The organism is uncultured Gimesia sp., assembly GCF_963972345.1.
GTDB lineage: Bacteria > Planctomycetota > Planctomycetia > Planctomycetales > Planctomycetaceae > Gimesia.
Genome location: NZ_CAXAVM010000050.1, coordinates 21348 through 37687 on the forward strand (window position 1 = coordinate 21348; position 16340 = coordinate 37687).

Sequence of the window (16340 nt, forward strand, 5' to 3'; positions counted from 1 at the left end):
GCTGCGCTGGGCCAGACAGGACCAGCCTGGAGAGGGCAGATGGATCAAGCCACTGGCACATACAGGGAACCGGAGATACCGTTCCGAAACGGATTCACTCTGATCGAGCTTCTGGTTGCATTGACGATCATAGGTTTGTTGATTGCATTGTTGCTTCCTGCGGTGCAGGCAGTCCGGGAGGCCGCCCGAAAAATGCAGTGTTCCAACAATCTGCATCAGATTGGAATTGCCCTGCAGGCTTATCACACATCACACGATGTACTCCCTTTTGGAGTGGGCGATGATCACGATGGCCCGATTTCTTCGCTGGGTACCCTGGCGGATCGACGATTTTCGGCGCATGCGATGCTACTGCCTTATCTGGATCAGGCCGTGGTTTATCATCAGCTGAATTTCAATGTGGCACCCTTTCATCCGTTTGTGAATGCAGCAGATGGGGATCAGGAGGAGCTGGAAACCCGGTTCAATGAAGTGATCAACGGTCCGGCCGCCCAAACCCGGCTGCCCGTCTTTATCTGTACCAGTGATCTGGACCGCCTGAAAAGCCGTTGGGGGCCCAACAACTATCGATCCTGTAACGGGAGTTCCTGGTCGGGCAGAGCGGGGAACGGGATGTTTGGACAGAACAGCAGTGTGCGGATGCGGGATGTGAAAGACGGACTTTCTCAGACGGCGATGTTCAGTGAGCATGTCAAAGGCAGCGGGGATGACACAGTGATCGATCCCCTGTCAGATTTATACAATCTACAGGGGGTCTGGACCGAAAGTCAGTTTTCTGAGGCGTGTGGAGGATTGACTCCTCAGGCAGCCGAAGCTTATCAGTATGATGTCGAATCGGGGCAGACCTGGCTGGCGGGAAATATGAACTGGACCCGTTATAACCACGTGCGTACGCCGAATCGGACGAATTGTAAAAACGGACTGACCTGGGATGGGGTGATCTTGAATCCCTCCAGCTGGCACGGGCAGGGGGTGAATGTGTTGATGGGAGATGGGGTGGTCCGATTTGTGAATGAAAATATTAATACAGAGATCTGGCAGGCACTGGGAACGATCGCCGGAGGCGAAACGGAAACAGGAGCAGGTTTATGAAGTTTCAATTTCATTCCGCAGTGATTCTCTCGGGAGCTGCCTGTCTGTTGCTGTTGATTTCTGGATCACTCCGGGCAGAGCAGGGGAGACGCGAGTTGCAATTCAATTTCCTGGGAGAACAGTTTGATAATGAGCAACTGGTTCCACTGGGAATGGGAGTGGTCAGATTGATGGAACCGCGCAGGGATGGTCTGTTCTTCAACCTCCCGGCGGGGCACAAAATCTCGGTTTTGGGAATCAGCCCCCGGTTTCAGATCAGCGGCGATTTTGAAATCACCGCGACCTATGAAGTTCCTGCCTGGAAAAATCCGCAATCAGGTTACGGTCTGGGGCCGAGTGTCTATTTAAGGATGCATGATGAAAACGAATCGGCTGCCATGATCGGTCGATTATTGCGTCCCGGAAACAAGCATGTTTTCAGTACCACACTCTCGACCACTGTTGAGGGCAAACGCAACTATGACGTCAAACTGGTTGATGCGAAACAGAACTCAGGAAAACTGAAACTGATCAGAACCGGGAAGCAGCTGAAATTTCTGATTTCTGACGGAACGGAAGACGAGTTCCGCGAGCTGCGGGAAGTGGAACTGGGAACAGCCGACGTCGATCTGCTGCGACTGGGAGCGCAACAGAGTGATGCGGAGACTCCCGTCCAGGTTTTATGGAAAGACCTGTCGATTACTGCTGAATCGTTTCCCAATCACCCCGACTCGCTGGCGGTGGGAGAACGCCAGCATATTCCCACCTACCAGGCAGCGCCACAACCGCAGTCTATTTCGCTGATCTGGAGTCTGGTGGCGGGTATCGCTTTACTCTGCATTCTACTGGCTGTTTATGTGGTCAGAAAACGGGCCTGACTCCTGGCGGTTCCCGCGCAGCGGAGTGCTGACAGTCGTAGTAATAAAACCCGCCGGGACTGGCAACGATCCATCGAATCTGGTTAGACTGAATAGATTATATTCAATCTGGATTCCAGCTGGAATGACCTCTCAGATCGCATCAATGAAGAAAGCGGGGCTACAATGATTCAGAATGACGACCAGTTTTCCATGGACCGCAGAACAGCGTTGCAGAATATCGGACTGGCTCTAATGTCCGCAGGAGTCATTGGTTCTCCTGCAGGACTGGAGGCCCTGATCGCAGCGGACGCAGAAGCGGCTTTCAAAGACAGTCGGCTGGACGCATTGAAAGATCTGAATGGCTACTTCCCGTTTACACCCGCGGAAACGCCGGAAGCCTGGGAGCAACGGGCAGAGTATGTCAGACGACAGATTCAAGTCGCCGCCGGAGTCTGGCCGGAACCGGAAAATACCAAAATCAATGCTACGATTCATGGCAAAGTGGACCGGGATGAGTACACCGTTGAGAAAGTGTTTTTTGAAAGCTCTCCCGGTTTGTATGTCACCGGAAACCTGTATCGCCCGAAAGGGAAATCGGGACCGTTTCCGATGGTGCTTTCGCCGCATGGGCATTTTGCCGAGGGCCGCTTTTATGACAGTGGGGCACAGAAGGTTCAGGCTGATATTAAAGCGGGAGCAGAAAAACACGAAGTGGGCGGACGCTATCCTCTGCAGGCACGTTGTGTCGAACTGGCGCGGATGGGGTGCATGGTCTTTCATTATGATATGCTGGGATACGCCGACGGCTTCTGTTTAAGCTATGATCTGATCCACCGGTTTGCGAAACAGCGTCCCGACATGTCGAGCGAAAAGAACTGGGGGCTGTTCAGCGCGCAGTCAGAGCTGCGGCTGATCAGCGCGCTGGGGCTGCAGACTTTGAACTCGATTCGTGCCCTGGACTGGGTCTGCTCACTTGCGGAAGTCGATCAGAAACGGATCGGGATCACCGGGGCCAGTGGAGGCGGGACTCAGACGTTTATTCTGGCCGCCATTGATCAGCGGATCACCGCTGCATTTCCTGCGGTGATGGTGTCGACAGCGATGCAGGGGGGCTGTACCTGTGAGAACGCGACCTATCTTCGAATTGGTACGGGCAATATTGAGTTTGCCGCCTTGCTGGCACCACGGCCGCTGGGCATGACGGCTGCGGATGACTGGACGAAGGAAATTGAAAGCAAAGGTCTGCCCGAGCTCAAACAGCATTTCAAGATGCTGGGCGTGCCTGAGAATGTGATTGGAAAGTATTACCCGTTCCCCCACAATTATAATTATGTCAGTCGGACGATGATGTATGAGTTTTTCAATCAGCATTTTGAACTGGGACAGTCTTCCCCGATTGTGGAAGCCGATTTCAAGCCGCTCTCGCGTGAGGAATTAACCGTCTGGAACAAACAGTATCCGGCTCCTCCTGGCGATGTAGAATCGGAAATCAGAATTCTGCATACACTGGCAAAGAATAACGCAGCACAGATCGAACGATTGACGCCTCGGGACCAGAAGAGCCTGGCGGAATACCGTCGTGTAGTGGGAGGAGCCATTGCCGTGATGATCGGCCGCCCGCTGCCGGAAAAAGAGGATCTGGAACCGGAGATTGTTTCTGAAGAGTCCAGAACCGGTTATCGCCAGTATCATACCCTGATTAAAAACAAGCGGTTTGGAGAAGTGACACCGACCCTGTTCTTCCTGCCTGAGCAATGGAATCAGAAGGTGGTGATCTGGCTGGACGATCAGGGAAAAGCGGGATTATTCAAAGCGGATGGCAGCCTGAAATCACCGATCCAGCGACTCCTTGATTCCGGAACGGCAGTCGCGGGCATTGATGTATTATACCAGGGAGAATTCAGTAAACTGCAGGCAGCGCCAACGGAAATGCCTGTCGTGAAGAATCCCCGCGAATTTGCCGGGTATACACTGGGCTATAATCATCCGATCTTTTCGAAGCAGATTCATGATATCCTGAATGTCCTGGCATTTTCGAAATATCACGATAGCCAGCCCCAATCGATTGCGCTGGCTGGTTTCGGTTTCTCCGGCGTGCGGGCAGCAGCCACTTGTGCGCATTGTCCCGAAGTTGTTCAGAAACTGGCAGTCGATACGGGGGGCTTCCATTTTGCAGAGATCACTTCGATCCGGGACCTGCGTTTGTGGCCTGGTGCCGTCAAGTACGGCGATGTGGAGGGATTGTTGTCTCTGTGCCAGCCGGCTGCTCTCTGGTTCGCGGGGAAATCCAGTTCCATTCCCGAGCTGATTCAGTCGACATACAATGCGGCGGGCCAGTTGAATCAGGTGACTTTATACCATGAAACAGGGAAACGGGAAGCTGCTGCTGTCGAATGGCTGTTACAGTGAGATTCAACAACTGGCAGCATCTTTTTTGAAAAGCCGAAAATGTGAATGCATTCCTGTGGGCTCTGATTATACTAAGGGAAATACTGTTTCTGGTGTGTTATCAGCAGATCACTGGCTGGAGCGCATCACATTGAACCAGAGTGTCTTTCAATCTGTTGTACTCGGTTCCAATGGTCCTGGAGACGCTACATTCAAACTGGACACGGCCAAATTCTTTTCCGGGGAATCTTCCATGCTTGCGCACATTCATTCTCAGTCAAACTCTGTCGGCGGTCGTTCGACTGTTTGCTCCTGTCTGCTGTTAATCTGCGGGTTGCTGATGCTGGCAGCAATGCCTGCATTAGGTCTGGCGGCAGAGAAGCTGCCTTTAGAATACAGGTGGGAAAAAGGCCGGCAATATGCATATCGGGTGAAGATCGAAGTCAACATGGAAGATTATGCAGAGACAATGAGTGGGGTTGAACAGTATGATGTGACGGCCGCTGAGGGAAATTCTTTCTCGCTGCGTTGTTCCGGGAATTTGAATTCGGTGACCAAAAGCAAAAGCCGGCGTCCGTTCCTGCCCCCTATGCGAATGCACCGTCATCGCAGTCCTTTCGCCGGTCTGTCCGGCAGTATCGCGGGTGCGTTCGAACAACATACGCTCGAATTGAACCGTTATGGTGAGATCGATACCGTAAAAGGCTCATCGCTGCTGCCTCACCTGCTCGGCCACCTTTCGCAGATCAATCTGATTCCGCTTTCTCCTGAAGGTGAACGCACCTGGTCAGAATCGGAGAAAAGCAGCATTTCTGTCATTTCTTCCTCGAATCGGATTCCTTCTCCGTTACGTGGCCCTGATATTGAAAAGACGATGGGAGCAAAAAAAACGTCGGAATATAAAATTTCAAAACAGGAAGGGGATCTGGTCACGATCAATGTCGAATATTCCTATCGTACGATATCGACGATTGATGACAGTGGGCCGGAAGTCGAACTGACGGGGACTGGGCAGATTCAATTTGATCAGAAACAGGGATGCGTCAAGGATCTGTCCGTGAATTACAAACTCATTCAGCGTTCAGAAAACAGCACGCAGAAAATTCCCATCATGCTCACATCCACTTTACTGAATGCAGAAGAACTGAAAGAATACAAAGCAGACCAGGCTGCGTTAATCGCGAAGCATTCAGCCGAGATGCAGAAACGTGAGGAAGCGGCCCGGTTCGAGATTCCGGAAAATATTGACGATGAACTGAAAACGATTCTCACAGAACTGTCGACGAGCAATCTGCTGAAACGCAAAGCAGCATTACAGAAACTGAGTCAGGTTAAACCAGCGGAGGGAAACAGAGATATCTCCGGAATTTTAATCGGGATCCTGGAAAGCAAGGATATCACCGTTGTCCAGGATGCTTCGCGCGCTCTGGTTGTCTGGTCGACAAAAGAAGACATCCCCGCGATGACCGGGCTGCTAAAAGAAGTGAATATCCTGGGGCAGGAAAGCGTCATGGAAGCAATCCTGCAGCATAAAACCCCGGAAGGAGTCACAGCCGTGGCAGAACTCCTGAAAGAGCCGATTAAAGCCCATAATGCTTCCAAAAAATTGATTGAGTACGGCAGTGGGGCTGAGGATGCCGTCTTGAAACAGCTGGATCCGGATCAGTTTATCGTGCTGGTAAATGTATTTCGAGTACTCAAAGAAATCGGCACAGAGAAGAGCCTGAAAAAAATTGAGGAAGTAAATCAGTCTACCAAAAATAATAACTTCCGATTTCAGGCGGCCTCCACTGTCAAAGCGATCGAAGCGCGTCTGAACTGATTCTTTCAGGGGATTACGGACGGCTCAGCTCTGCAGGAGCGCGGAAGAGTGGTTCTTCTGCAGGAGTCTCGTGTCCGATTCGGATGATGGCAGGTTCCTCTTCCTGTGAAATTTCATCAAGCGTACGGAAAGAATTGATTTCCAGCGGTTCCAGAAATTCTTCTTCCTGCTGCTCAGCTGATAATTCGTTACTGTTTACCGGGACAGATTGAGCGGGAGCAACTTGAGTGGGAGCAAGCAATTCTTTTTTCAGATCAGCCTGAGTAACCATTTTCTTTACAGGAGCATTCAGAGACGGTTTTGATTCGAGGGGAGCAGTCTGTTTTGCGCTCACCAGACGGGTTTTCTGCTGTTCGGGGCTTTTACGAAATTCTGGCTCAGACTGTGATCCACTGGCGATGTTTTCCCTTGTGACCGTTTTTACAAGGAAGGGATTCTCGGGAGCGGATTTTTCTGGAGCGGTTTGCTCAGGTTGTTCCTGGCTGGCTGCCAGTTGCGTTTCCTGTTCAGCTTGGGCCTGCTTTTCCTGTCGAACGAGATAGATGTTTTTCAGCTCGGCCAGTTCCGCTGCTGCAAGTCCCGCTGTTTCCAGGGTCGGATCAGCGGTTAAGGCCAGATCGTATTCTTTCAGTGCCATTTCACCTTCACCGCGTTGTGTGTGGATGTAGGCGACATTCGCATGTGCTTCCGCTTCTGACATCACATTGCGGAAGAGGGTATAGCTTTCTTTGAACCGTCCCTGGTGGCCTACAGCCAGCGCCAGGTTATTCAGAGTGCGTTTATTATTTGCATCATTCTGTAATGCTGCGGACAATACTTTTTCAGCTGCTTCATACTGTCCCCGTTTGTAGAGGGCGTAGCCAAAATCGTTCAGGACCTGTGAGTTATACGGATCGAGTTGCTTAGCCTGTGTGAAGTACCGGGTCGCGGCGACAGAATCCCCCAGATTCGTACAGACAATTCCCAGGCGATGGCAGGCCACAACACTGCGAGGATTTTTCTTCAGATACGTTTCATACTGTGTGCGCGCAGCCATCCACTCTTTTTTATGTTCGAAACCGCGCGCAGCAGCAAGGACCTGGTTGGGATTATTTTTTCCAGGCAGGGCAGATTTCATTTTGGAAATCTGAGTTCCCATCTGGGTGCATCCCTGAAGTGAAATGATGAGGATGACAGCTGAACAAAACAATCCTTTGTCGTTCATAACTTTGTCCTGACGTAATTCGACTTTAATATTGAAGAATTCACTGGGAATTCCATGTTGTCACAATAAAAAAAGATTACCTGTCGAAATGGTTGAAAAAAATGGTTCAGTGATTTGAGGGGTGTGCGGATCGAGTTTTATCAAAAAGGTGGACGGATTCGATCGAACCCGTCCACCCCATGTCAAATCTGTTCATTCAGCCGGTTTTAGACGGAGTCCTGTTTTACTGTTGCCTCTCCCAGGCCATTGGGACCAGGTATCATCAGTTGAGAGACGCTCTGATTCAGTGTGATGAAGTTTAGAAGACGCCAGCACCCCCGCCGCCGCCGCCGAATCCACCAAATCCACCACCGAATCCACCACCGCCGTTATTGCCACGGTTCATGAATCCATTGGAGTAGGCTCTGTAAGCTTCGAATCCTTCGAAGCCTGGTGTGAAAGCAGGAGCAACAACAACGCGTTCGTCCGCATCCTGGACGTTCATTGACTGCAACATCTTCACGATGACATTGCGGCGATGCATGTCCAGGTCATCATTGCCATGGATTGGATATTTATATTCCGATGATTCCTTGATCGACATCGAACTGGGTTCGACAACTACCGGGAAAGGCGTTGATGCCATGCGAACAGCAATCTGTTTAATGTGATCTTCGCCGGCAGCATTCAGTTTTGCGGTAGTGCCTACGAACTCACTTTCGACGATCACGAAGTCAGATGCTTCTCCGTTTTCTTCCTGTTTTTGCCAGATATCATCGCTGATGGTTCCCAGTGGCGCTACCGAGTCGTAGGGGATTTCTGCGTGATGTTGTTTATGTTGGCAACCACTGATCAGCATTGCTGCTAAAGCAATAGCAGGCAAACTTGCAATTTTGGGTTGAATAGACATCGCTTACTTCCTTGTATTTCTCTCACATTCTATTCATAAAATGTGATTGGAATTTTTTAGGTATCATTTGGCGAAGAAATAATCAGTTTTAATTATTCAGAGAATCCGTAGTCACCATTGATGTAGTATTTTTCGGACTTGCCCTGGTGTTTGAAATCTTTCTGTTGCTGGTGAATCCGTTTTTTCTGCATGTACCAGACTGTGCTGCGGTGATGCACATCAGGTCTGCCTTCAATATTATTCATAAAGAAGAAATCCACATCGCCTGGCTCAGTAACTTCCATTCCGGGTAGGATCGTGGGAGCATCTTCTGGTTCCATCGGATGCACCAGCTCAGGGCTGATCAGGATGATCAGTTCTGTTTCGTCTCGCGACACTGCTTTGTTGGAGAACAATGTACCAATCAGAGGAATATCACCGATAAAGGGGACCCGGTTGAGGTCTCCCCGCTGCTGTTCCTGAATCAGTCCGGCAATCGCGAGTACCTGTCCTTCACGCAGATCGACGGTGGTGCTGACGGATTGTGTATCAAGCCCCAGGATCCCACCAGATGTTAATGCCGGGTTGACCGTACTGAATGTCGGGGTGACCTGTAATCGAATACGATCTTTATCCAGGACAGTAGGCAGGAAGGTCAGCTGAGTACCAAAGCCTTTGAAGGTTGTTGTAGCAGCCTGTGCACCGCCGACACCTACCACGGTTGGAACAGCGAATTCACCACCCGAGATAAAGTTGGCAGTCCGCCCACTGATGGTAACCAGATTTGGTTCTGCTAAAATTTTCGCATAACCATTCTGGGCCAGGGCAGAGATAAACAGGTCGACATCATTGCTTGTCAGTGATGCGGTTACCAGTCCGGTCCCGCCATTACCCAGCTGTTGTGCCACTCCGGAGAATAACTGAGACCAGCCAAAGTCTCCCGATTGTACGAGCAGGTCCGTGCTGGCGGTACGCGCTGCTGACCGGTCGATCTGAGCGATACGGACCTTCAGCATGATCTGTTTTTCGCCAGGCACCTTCATCATGTCGATGACGGTTGCTTCCGGCAGTCGTGCTCCATCCGGGAATGGATCGGCGGCGATACCATCTGCGAACAGGGAACCGCCTCCCATTCCACCACCCTGGCCTCCGCCACCGGAACCGGAACGTGCACGAATAATGGTAATAATTTGTACTGCTTCCTGTTCATCCCGTGCCTGGCCGCGGACAATCAGTTTGTCTGCGAAAGGAATCAGCTGAATTTTACTGTTGGGGAAGAACTCATTGATCATTTTCTGAAATTCGCCATATTCCATCCGGCGAAGATCTTCAATGGAATTGTCACCTTCTACTTTGACCTGAACGCTGAGGATCTGGGGATTTGCTTCATCCCCCAGCCAGAGGGTCATCGTAGTAGTCCCGGTTTCTTTACCGATGACTTCTACTTCCTGTGAGCCGAATGCGACTACTTCAATTTTAGAAGGATCTGCGATCGCCACCCGGAACACGTCCATCTTCATTTTCAGAATTTTGGAGTGTCGCTGCTGAACGCTGAGTTCTACTTCTGATTCGTAGATCTGATCAACGAGCTGATGGACTTTTTCTTTGGTTTTGGTGCTGATAACGGGGGCATATTTTTTCTTCGCCCCAGGCGTGTAGCTATTTGTTTTCAACTTCCCCGGAACAGGAGGCGCTGGTGGAACCTGCGCAGCAAGTGGCGATGCTGTAATTGCGACACCGCAGGCCACTGCCAACATTGTGCGTCTTTTCCATGAGGCATTTATAGACATACTTGTCTCCCAATCCTTTGGTCGTCAATTTTGAGATATTGGAGTAAGTGATTTATTGTTTTAAATACAGTTCCATTAAAACCACGTTTTAAAAACTGTGAAGTAAATTTCGTCCGGGTGTTTTTTCTGCGTTGCCTGCTATTACATCAATGTGCCAGTGGAACAAGTTAATTTTATGAATTATCAGTCTGTGTATGAGAATCTGTTCTTTAAAGACAAATCTCATGGCATCAATCATATCGGTTAGAACAGTATGAAAGGTTGATAATAATTTTGAGGTGTTTCCCAATTTACGTATATTTAAAGATTTTGTTGATTTCCTCTATTTTCACTTTATATAAAGGCTATTTCAGGTCGAAAACGAATTATGGTGGGAGAATCAGCATTCTGGTTCCAGGAAAAAATTCAATGGAACGTCCACCAAAAATGCTTAATCAAAAGTGTTGTTGATACAACGTAAAAATAAAAGGTGGTCTCATGAATGCGAGTTTTGCATTGCTCATCGGTTTAAGTGTCTGGCAGTACGACGGAGAAGTTGTACCAGTCAACACCGTCAGTGCTCCCGCAACAGTCTCAATGGCATCATGTCAAAATACCTGTATTGCTTCCGACGCTTGTCTGTCAGACGGTTATGCGACAGGAAATCTCTGTCAACCGGGCGGACTTTTCGGTCACTGGGGTATGTGGGGCAATTGTTACACAGACGACGGTTGCAAATTGAAAAAACGTAGCTGGTTTTGCTGTAAAACGACAGGTGATATGTACCCCCATTATCCGTACCCGCCTGTCTATCACGGATACTATTATTTCCGACCTTACAACTACACGAATATTCTTCGACAGAAAGGTGAGATTATCGCTCTCGGTGGAAACCCGAAAGCTCCTTATGCTCACAAGATGTTCGATCGCATCTACGAACAGATCGATCTGACGGCCTACGAAGAATTTCCCGCAGACGGTGATGGCGTTCCGACGCTGGAACCGATTCACAATTCTCTTCCCAGCCTGGAAGACATTCTGAAAAGTAAATAGTTCTCTGCATCGTGAACGAATCAGCTGCGAACAGTAATCGGAATCCAAATAAAAAAGATCTGTACCATTGAGTGCAGGTCTTTTTTTCTTATCAGACTGATGACAGGCGGCTGATCACACCATGATTCAAGAAGTGGTTCCGCCGGGAGACATGTTGTGTCAGTGCCTGAGATTGAATCCGGTAACGCGGAATGGGTGATGGGCTCTCGCGAATGGTCCCTTTCGCTGGGAAGCATCTGGTTTGCCTGCCTGTTATTATTGGGCTCCGTCACGATTGCCGATCCCGATTTATGGGGGCACACACTCTATGGCTTGCGCGCCCTTGAACACCATGTTCTGGTGGAACGGACTGACCCATTCTGTTACACCGAGCCGGGCACGATCTGGATTAACCATGAATGGTTTTCTGAACTGTCATTCGGCTGGCTCTGGAGCCAGATGGGAAACACCGGCTTATGGCTCTGGCGTAATTTCTGGTTATGCATGATTCTGATTCCGACCTGGATTGCATTCAGAAGATCCCGGGCAAGCCTGGCCGGTTCCGTACTGTTACTGGTCTATGGCGCATTTTGCCTGTCACAGTTTGTCGTCTTTGTCCGCCCGCAACTGGTTACCTTTGGTTGCTTCGCATGGACACTGTTACTGCTGCGGGATTATGTTGATCGTCCCCATTCCAGGTGGATCTGGTATCTCCCCGTGATCATGCTGTTCTGGTCGAACTCGCACGGTGGCTTTCTGGCCGGTGTCGGGATGGAGGGCCTGGTTCTCCTGTGGATCGGAAGAGGTTTTTATCAGGGCCACTACCAGCAACGCGATTTTCTCAGGCTGGCTTTTGCTGTAACAGCGAGCTGGCTGGTGACTCTGATTAATCCCTATGGAATTCAACTGCATCAGATGCTCTGGGATCATCTGATGACCACACAGATTGTCCGGGAATGGCAGCCTCTCTGGCAGGCCCGTCAGGCACTCTTGTATTACGTTCCTTTCCTGCTGCTTGTGCTGGCATTTTTCCGATCGCGGAAATGGGAGTGGATTGATCTGTTGTTGATTGCAGTCGTCGCCTGGCAGGCGGTCAGTCATATCAGGCATGTGGCTTTACTGGCGATTGCTGTAATGATCCTGTTGCCGCGACCCATCACCGATGCAGTACGCAATCTGTTTCCCAACATCAATCAGCAGTGGTCAGGAATCGCCAGGTTGAGATTACGGTCTGTTCTGATCACAATCATGGTTCTGGTGATTCTGGGACTGGGGGCTCATACGGTGTTTCAGATGCAGGAAGCGGGAGTTTCTCCCTGGGAAATTGGAGTGGAAACACAAAGTCGAGCGCCCGGAATGCCCGTTGCGGTCATGGAAGTCCTGCAGAAGGAACAACTGGCCGGGAATATACTGACCGATTATGGCTGGGCCCAATATGTCATCTGGCAGACGTTTCCCGAATCTCGGATCGCCTTTGACGGGCGTTACCGGACAGTGTACTCAGCGCAACTGGAAGCAGAGTTTGTAGCGTTTCAGAAACTGAATCAAAATTCCAGCACAGCAACGCCGCTGCTGGATCAATATCCGACGGAAATGATTCTTTTGCCAACATCCCAGCAGACGAATGGGTATCTGAAGAACAGACGAGACTGGTCACTGATTTACGAAGATGAACAGGCAATGCTCTGGTTGAAAGCGATTCCGCGGTTTCAGTCAACGATAGGCCGGGCGCGGCGGTCGGCGATTCGGAAGCCGGAAATTCCGAAATGGCTACTTTTTCCCGCCGATCCACTGCAACTGGAAGACAGTCTGAAATGATTCTGGAATTTGTCTGGTAATCCGGTTTCGGAAGGATGCTCAGAAACAGGAGTAGGCGTCTTTCACTCCGTCTGCAGCAGGTCCAGTGGGGCAGTCGGAATCGATTTGAAACAGGATTTCGCTTTCCTCGATATCAATTACCGTTAAAAACTGATCGCCAATCTGTATGGTGTCACCAATGGAAAGTTCCACTTCTAAACTTTGAGTAATCAGATCTGACACTTATGAGCCTTTCATCGAGAAACAGCGATATTTCACCGGCGAACATAGACCAGATGCGAACTGATGAGTGTACGCATGGTTCGGGGTGGGTTGCCGATGGCTTCAAGGGGGGAGAGATTAGCAGGAGTTCCCGTTTATGGCAATTGAAACCTTTAAAGATCGTCAGTTCGAAGAAAACGGCAAAATAAATCAGGAGTTCCCCGATCTTACAATTGCTAAGGATTATAGTTGCAATTGAGGGGTTTCGTGAATTACGATTATAGAAGCTTCCATCTTTTCCAGTCTTTCTATCTTGTTGTCTGGTATTGGTTTTCATCTGATTATGTCTTTACAAGAAGTCCAATCTACTGCCACGTTATTACCACTGGAGTTCACGCCGATTCTGAAGCGTGCCAGGTGGGGCGGGGAGCGTCTGGGCACTCGTTTGAATAAATTAATTGGAGTGGAACAGGATTATGGAGAAAGCTGGGAACTGTCTGACTATCCTGGCGCGCCGACATTGATTGCCAATGGGGAATTTACGGGCTGGACTCTCTCAAAGTTAATAGAGAAAAACCCGAAAGCGTTGTTTGGGGAAGGGAAGAGCTACCCTCTGTTCCCGCTTCTTATCAAATTTATTGACGCCACCGACCGACTTTCGCTGCAGGTTCACCCGGATGCGGGGCATCTACCCCGGTTTGATATGACGAAATCGGGGAAATCGGAAGCATGGGTTATTCTGGACTCCTTGCCTGGGAGCTGTATCTACGCTGGATTGAAGCAGGGCATCAGTCAGGCTCAGCTGCGGAAACATCTGAAGCAGGGAACGGTTGAAGAGTGTCTGCACAGTTATCCTGTTCGCAAGGGGGACTGTGTTTACATCCCCGCTGGCACGCTGCATGCAATTGGCGAGGGGATTTTACTGGCCGAAGTACAACAGACCAGCGATGTTACCTATCGTTTATTCGACTGGAATCGTCTGGATCAGTCTGGCAGTCCCCGTCCCGTACATGTCGAGCAGGCAATTTCTTCTATCGATTTTGAAGCTGGCCCGGTGAATCTGTTGGAACCAGAGAAGCAGTTTCGCGCAAATCACCAGGTAGAAGAATTATTAACCTGCGAGTACTTTTCGATCCAGCGTCATTTTTCACGTGATTCCTTTCAACTGTCTTCCCTGAATCAGGCCCAGATCCTGATCGTACTGGAAGGTTCAGGTCAACTGGATTGCAGTGCAGAAACGTATGAACTGTTTCAGGGGAAAACGCTGCTGGTTCCAGCAGCCGCCTCGGATTGTCATATCCATGTGGAATCGCCGATGACGATCCTGGAAGTGGTACCCGCCTGACCTGCAGCAACGGGAGTCGGAGCGGTCAGACGCGTTGATATCGCTTGTAGCCTTCCAGTTCAAAGTCATGCAGGGTCCGTTCCAGTTGCTCTTTGACTTCCTGCAGCCGAACTCCGTCTTCAATTTTGCGTTCATTTTCATCAATGACGTAAAATACGTCTACAACCTGATCCAGGTGCGTGGAAATTTTTGCCATCACAACAGAGAGGCCCATCCGGCTGATGGCACGCGAGACAATATACAGGAGGCCGGTCCGGTCATGGGCGATGACATCAATAATCGTGCAGCGCCGCGAGGACTGATTGTCGATTTCTACCCGGCCCAGATCGAACTCACCACTCAGGCCGGCTGACTCCTGAAACCGCCGATTGTTTAAAAACATGGTTTTGGCGTCGCTTTCGCCAATAACCGCTTTGCGGATTTCCGTTTCGATTGTCTGTACACGAGTGCGAGGGACTTCACTGGCATAGTCGTGATCAATCACCCGGAAACTGTCGACCACGCCGCCAGAAGCACTGGTCGTAATCTGTGCAGAAATAATTTCCATCCTCCGCGAAGTAAACACGCTGACCATGCGATGAAAACAGGACTGTGAATACATCGCCGGAGCGATCACGTGATAGTTCACAGTGCCGGTATCCGGTTCAAATTCCCCTTCGACAACGATCTGGTCAGAGGGGAGGTTCCGCAGAATCTCAATGTCTGCTGCGATGCGTTCCGGAGGCGTGACCAGCAGATAGTGCGGCGAGAAGGAATTGAACAGTTCTGTGAACCAGCTTTCCTCCTGTTCCTCTTCCACTTCGAGCAGTTGGGGCAGATCCAGGTAACTGCGGACCTGTTGTTTGACGCGGGAGAGTCGCTGTTCTCGATTGTAACGGGAATGTTTTCCTCCCAGCAGGAGCATGGTACGTTCGTAAAGATCTCCCAGCAGTTCGGATTTCCAGTCGGTAAATACGCCTGGCCCCACGGCTGTGATGTCTGCGGCCGTCAGCACATAAAGCATACGCAACTTTTCCGGACTGCCGACCTTCTGACTGAAGGCAAACAGGATATCCGGATCAGAGATATCACGCCGAAACGCCAGGTGGGCCATATTTAAATGTTCAAAAACCAGAAAAACCAGTAGTTTCTGCTCATCTTCTTTCAGGCCCAGTCGGACAGAGGTCTCCGCGGCGATCATGGCGCCCATTTTGCTATGGTCTTCGCCATAACCTTTTCCGATGTCATGCAGCAGGATGGCCAGATTGAGGATATCCTTTTTCTCAATATGACGATATGAACTGCCAAGGCTTGTGTCGTCAGTGAAAAATGTTTCAGCAGCTTCGATCGCGCGAAACGTATGTTCGTCTACCGTATAACTATGGTATTGATTGAACTGCAGCAGACAGTAAGCGTGTTTCATATAGGGGATCAGCAGATTCAGGATCCCTGTCTCAGACATGGTTCTCAGGGTGGAACCCAGGTTCGTGCTGCGATCCATAATCGCTCGAAACAGATCAATGGCTCGATTGGATACGGTCGGAGATAACGTGAGTGCGGATTCCCGGATGGCATCGAGCAGATCGGGGGCAATCGAGATCCCATACAGGGAAGCGGTGTCAAACAACTTGAGGATCTCTTCCAGACTGTTGCAGACTTGAGAGCGATACTTGGGAATGACATCCAGATGATCGGGTGCGATTTTAAGAATTGAATCCGAGCGGTGTGTCATCAGGAAATCATAGATGCGCGAGAGCAGAGGTTGAGGGCGATGTGTTTTGATGAACCGTTCGGTGATTTCAGCAACTGCTTTACTGTGCCTGAAATATTCCTGCATCAGCAGTTCGACGGGACGTTGACCGTTAGTGCCTTCAATCCGGCGTTGTTCGGCCATCCAGAGCTGTGTGTCTTTGGTAAACAGATCCTGCTGGCGACCTGCTTCGTAATGCAGCTGAATCCGAACTTTCAGCAGATAGTCGCGGG

The 16340-nt window shown here is 50.1% G+C and carries 12 protein-coding genes; 7 read left to right on the forward strand and 5 right to left on the reverse strand.

The window, feature by feature from the left end; genetic code table 11:
- The first annotated feature begins 39 nt into the window (after positions 1 to 39).
- The 4 genes from AACZ40_RS10885 to AACZ40_RS10900 all read left to right on the forward strand — a co-directional run bounded on the left by AACZ40_RS10885 (position 40) and on the right by AACZ40_RS10900 (position 6141).
- Complete coding sequence (locus AACZ40_RS10885; RefSeq protein ID WP_291178356.1) at positions 40 to 1092, forward strand: DUF1559 domain-containing protein; 1053 nt, start codon at positions 40 to 42, stop codon at positions 1090 to 1092.
- Positions 1089 to 1949, forward strand: a complete 861-nt coding sequence (locus AACZ40_RS10890; protein WP_291178359.1) for a DUF1583 domain-containing protein — start codon at positions 1089 to 1091, stop codon at positions 1947 to 1949. Before AACZ40_RS10885 ends, AACZ40_RS10890 begins: the two co-directional genes overlap by 4 nt.
- Positions 1950 to 2114: 165 nt before the next feature.
- Positions 2115 to 4340, forward strand: a complete 2226-nt coding sequence (locus AACZ40_RS10895) for an acetylxylan esterase (RefSeq protein WP_291178362.1) — start codon at positions 2115 to 2117, stop codon at positions 4338 to 4340.
- Complete coding sequence (locus tag AACZ40_RS10900; RefSeq protein ID WP_291178365.1) at positions 4291 to 6141, forward strand: hypothetical protein; 1851 nt, start codon at positions 4291 to 4293, stop codon at positions 6139 to 6141. The genes AACZ40_RS10895 and AACZ40_RS10900 overlap by 50 nt, the downstream gene beginning before the upstream one ends.
- A gap of 13 nt (positions 6142 to 6154) precedes the next feature.
- Here the strand turns inward: AACZ40_RS10900 and AACZ40_RS10905 are convergent, their stop codons facing one another.
- The 3 genes from AACZ40_RS10905 to AACZ40_RS10915 all read right to left on the reverse strand — a co-directional run bounded on the left by AACZ40_RS10905 (position 6155) and on the right by AACZ40_RS10915 (position 9970).
- Positions 6155 to 7279, reverse strand: coding sequence for a tetratricopeptide repeat protein (locus AACZ40_RS10905; protein ID WP_291178368.1), 1125 nt, complete (start codon positions 7277 to 7279; stop codon positions 6155 to 6157).
- Positions 7280 to 7643: 364 nt separating this feature from the next.
- Positions 7644 to 8234, reverse strand: a complete 591-nt coding sequence (locus AACZ40_RS10910; RefSeq protein ID WP_291178371.1) for a hypothetical protein — start codon at positions 8232 to 8234, stop codon at positions 7644 to 7646.
- A gap of 92 nt (positions 8235 to 8326) precedes the next feature.
- Complete coding sequence (locus AACZ40_RS10915; protein WP_291178374.1) at positions 8327 to 9970, reverse strand: pilus assembly protein N-terminal domain-containing protein; 1644 nt, start codon at positions 9968 to 9970, stop codon at positions 8327 to 8329.
- 510 nt (positions 9971 to 10480) lie between these two features.
- Between AACZ40_RS10915 and AACZ40_RS10920 the strand changes: the two genes are divergently transcribed.
- Entirely contained in the window at positions 10481 to 11035 is a 555-nt protein-coding gene (locus tag AACZ40_RS10920) for a hypothetical protein (protein WP_291178377.1), read from the forward strand.
- 156 nt (positions 11036 to 11191) lie between these two features.
- A complete protein-coding gene (locus tag AACZ40_RS10925) occupies positions 11192 to 12832 on the forward strand; it encodes a hypothetical protein (protein WP_291178380.1) in 1641 nt (546 codons plus the stop codon).
- A 39-nt stretch (positions 12833 to 12871) separates the two neighbouring features.
- Here AACZ40_RS10925 and AACZ40_RS10930 read toward each other — a convergent pair whose 3' ends face one another.
- Positions 12872 to 13054, reverse strand: a complete 183-nt coding sequence (locus tag AACZ40_RS10930; RefSeq protein ID WP_291178383.1) for a hypothetical protein — start codon at positions 13052 to 13054, stop codon at positions 12872 to 12874.
- A gap of 322 nt (positions 13055 to 13376) precedes the next feature.
- On the opposite strand from AACZ40_RS10930, the gene AACZ40_RS10935 reads away from it, so the two are divergent.
- Entirely contained in the window at positions 13377 to 14378 is a 1002-nt protein-coding gene (locus AACZ40_RS10935) for a type I phosphomannose isomerase catalytic subunit (RefSeq protein ID WP_291178385.1), read from the forward strand.
- Between the two features lie 25 nt (positions 14379 to 14403).
- Here AACZ40_RS10935 and AACZ40_RS10940 read toward each other — a convergent pair.
- The coding region (locus AACZ40_RS10940) for an HD domain-containing protein (protein ID WP_339674425.1) at positions 14404 to 16340 on the reverse strand (1937 nt) is incomplete at its 5' end.

Coding starts and splice junctions, on each gene's coding strand:
- AACZ40_RS10885 (WP_291178356.1), top strand. CDS start 40: ATGGATCAAGCCACTGGCACATACAGGGAACCGGAGATACCGTTCCGA.
- AACZ40_RS10890 (WP_291178359.1), top strand. CDS start 1,089: ATGAAGTTTCAATTTCATTCCGCAGTGATTCTCTCGGGAGCTGCCTGT.
- AACZ40_RS10895 (WP_291178362.1), top strand. CDS start 2,115: ATGATTCAGAATGACGACCAGTTTTCCATGGACCGCAGAACAGCGTTG.
- AACZ40_RS10900 (WP_291178365.1), top strand. CDS start 4,291: ATGAAACAGGGAAACGGGAAGCTGCTGCTGTCGAATGGCTGTTACAGT.
- AACZ40_RS10905 (WP_291178368.1), bottom strand. CDS start 7,279: ATGGGAACTCAGATTTCCAAAATGAAATCTGCCCTGCCTGGAAAAAAT.
- AACZ40_RS10910 (WP_291178371.1), bottom strand. CDS start 8,234: ATGTCTATTCAACCCAAAATTGCAAGTTTGCCTGCTATTGCTTTAGCA.
- AACZ40_RS10915 (WP_291178374.1), bottom strand. CDS start 9,970: ATGTTGGCAGTGGCCTGCGGTGTCGCAATTACAGCATCGCCACTTGCT.
- AACZ40_RS10920 (WP_291178377.1), top strand. CDS start 10,481: ATGAATGCGAGTTTTGCATTGCTCATCGGTTTAAGTGTCTGGCAGTAC.
- AACZ40_RS10935 (WP_291178385.1), top strand. CDS start 13,377: ATGTCTTTACAAGAAGTCCAATCTACTGCCACGTTATTACCACTGGAG.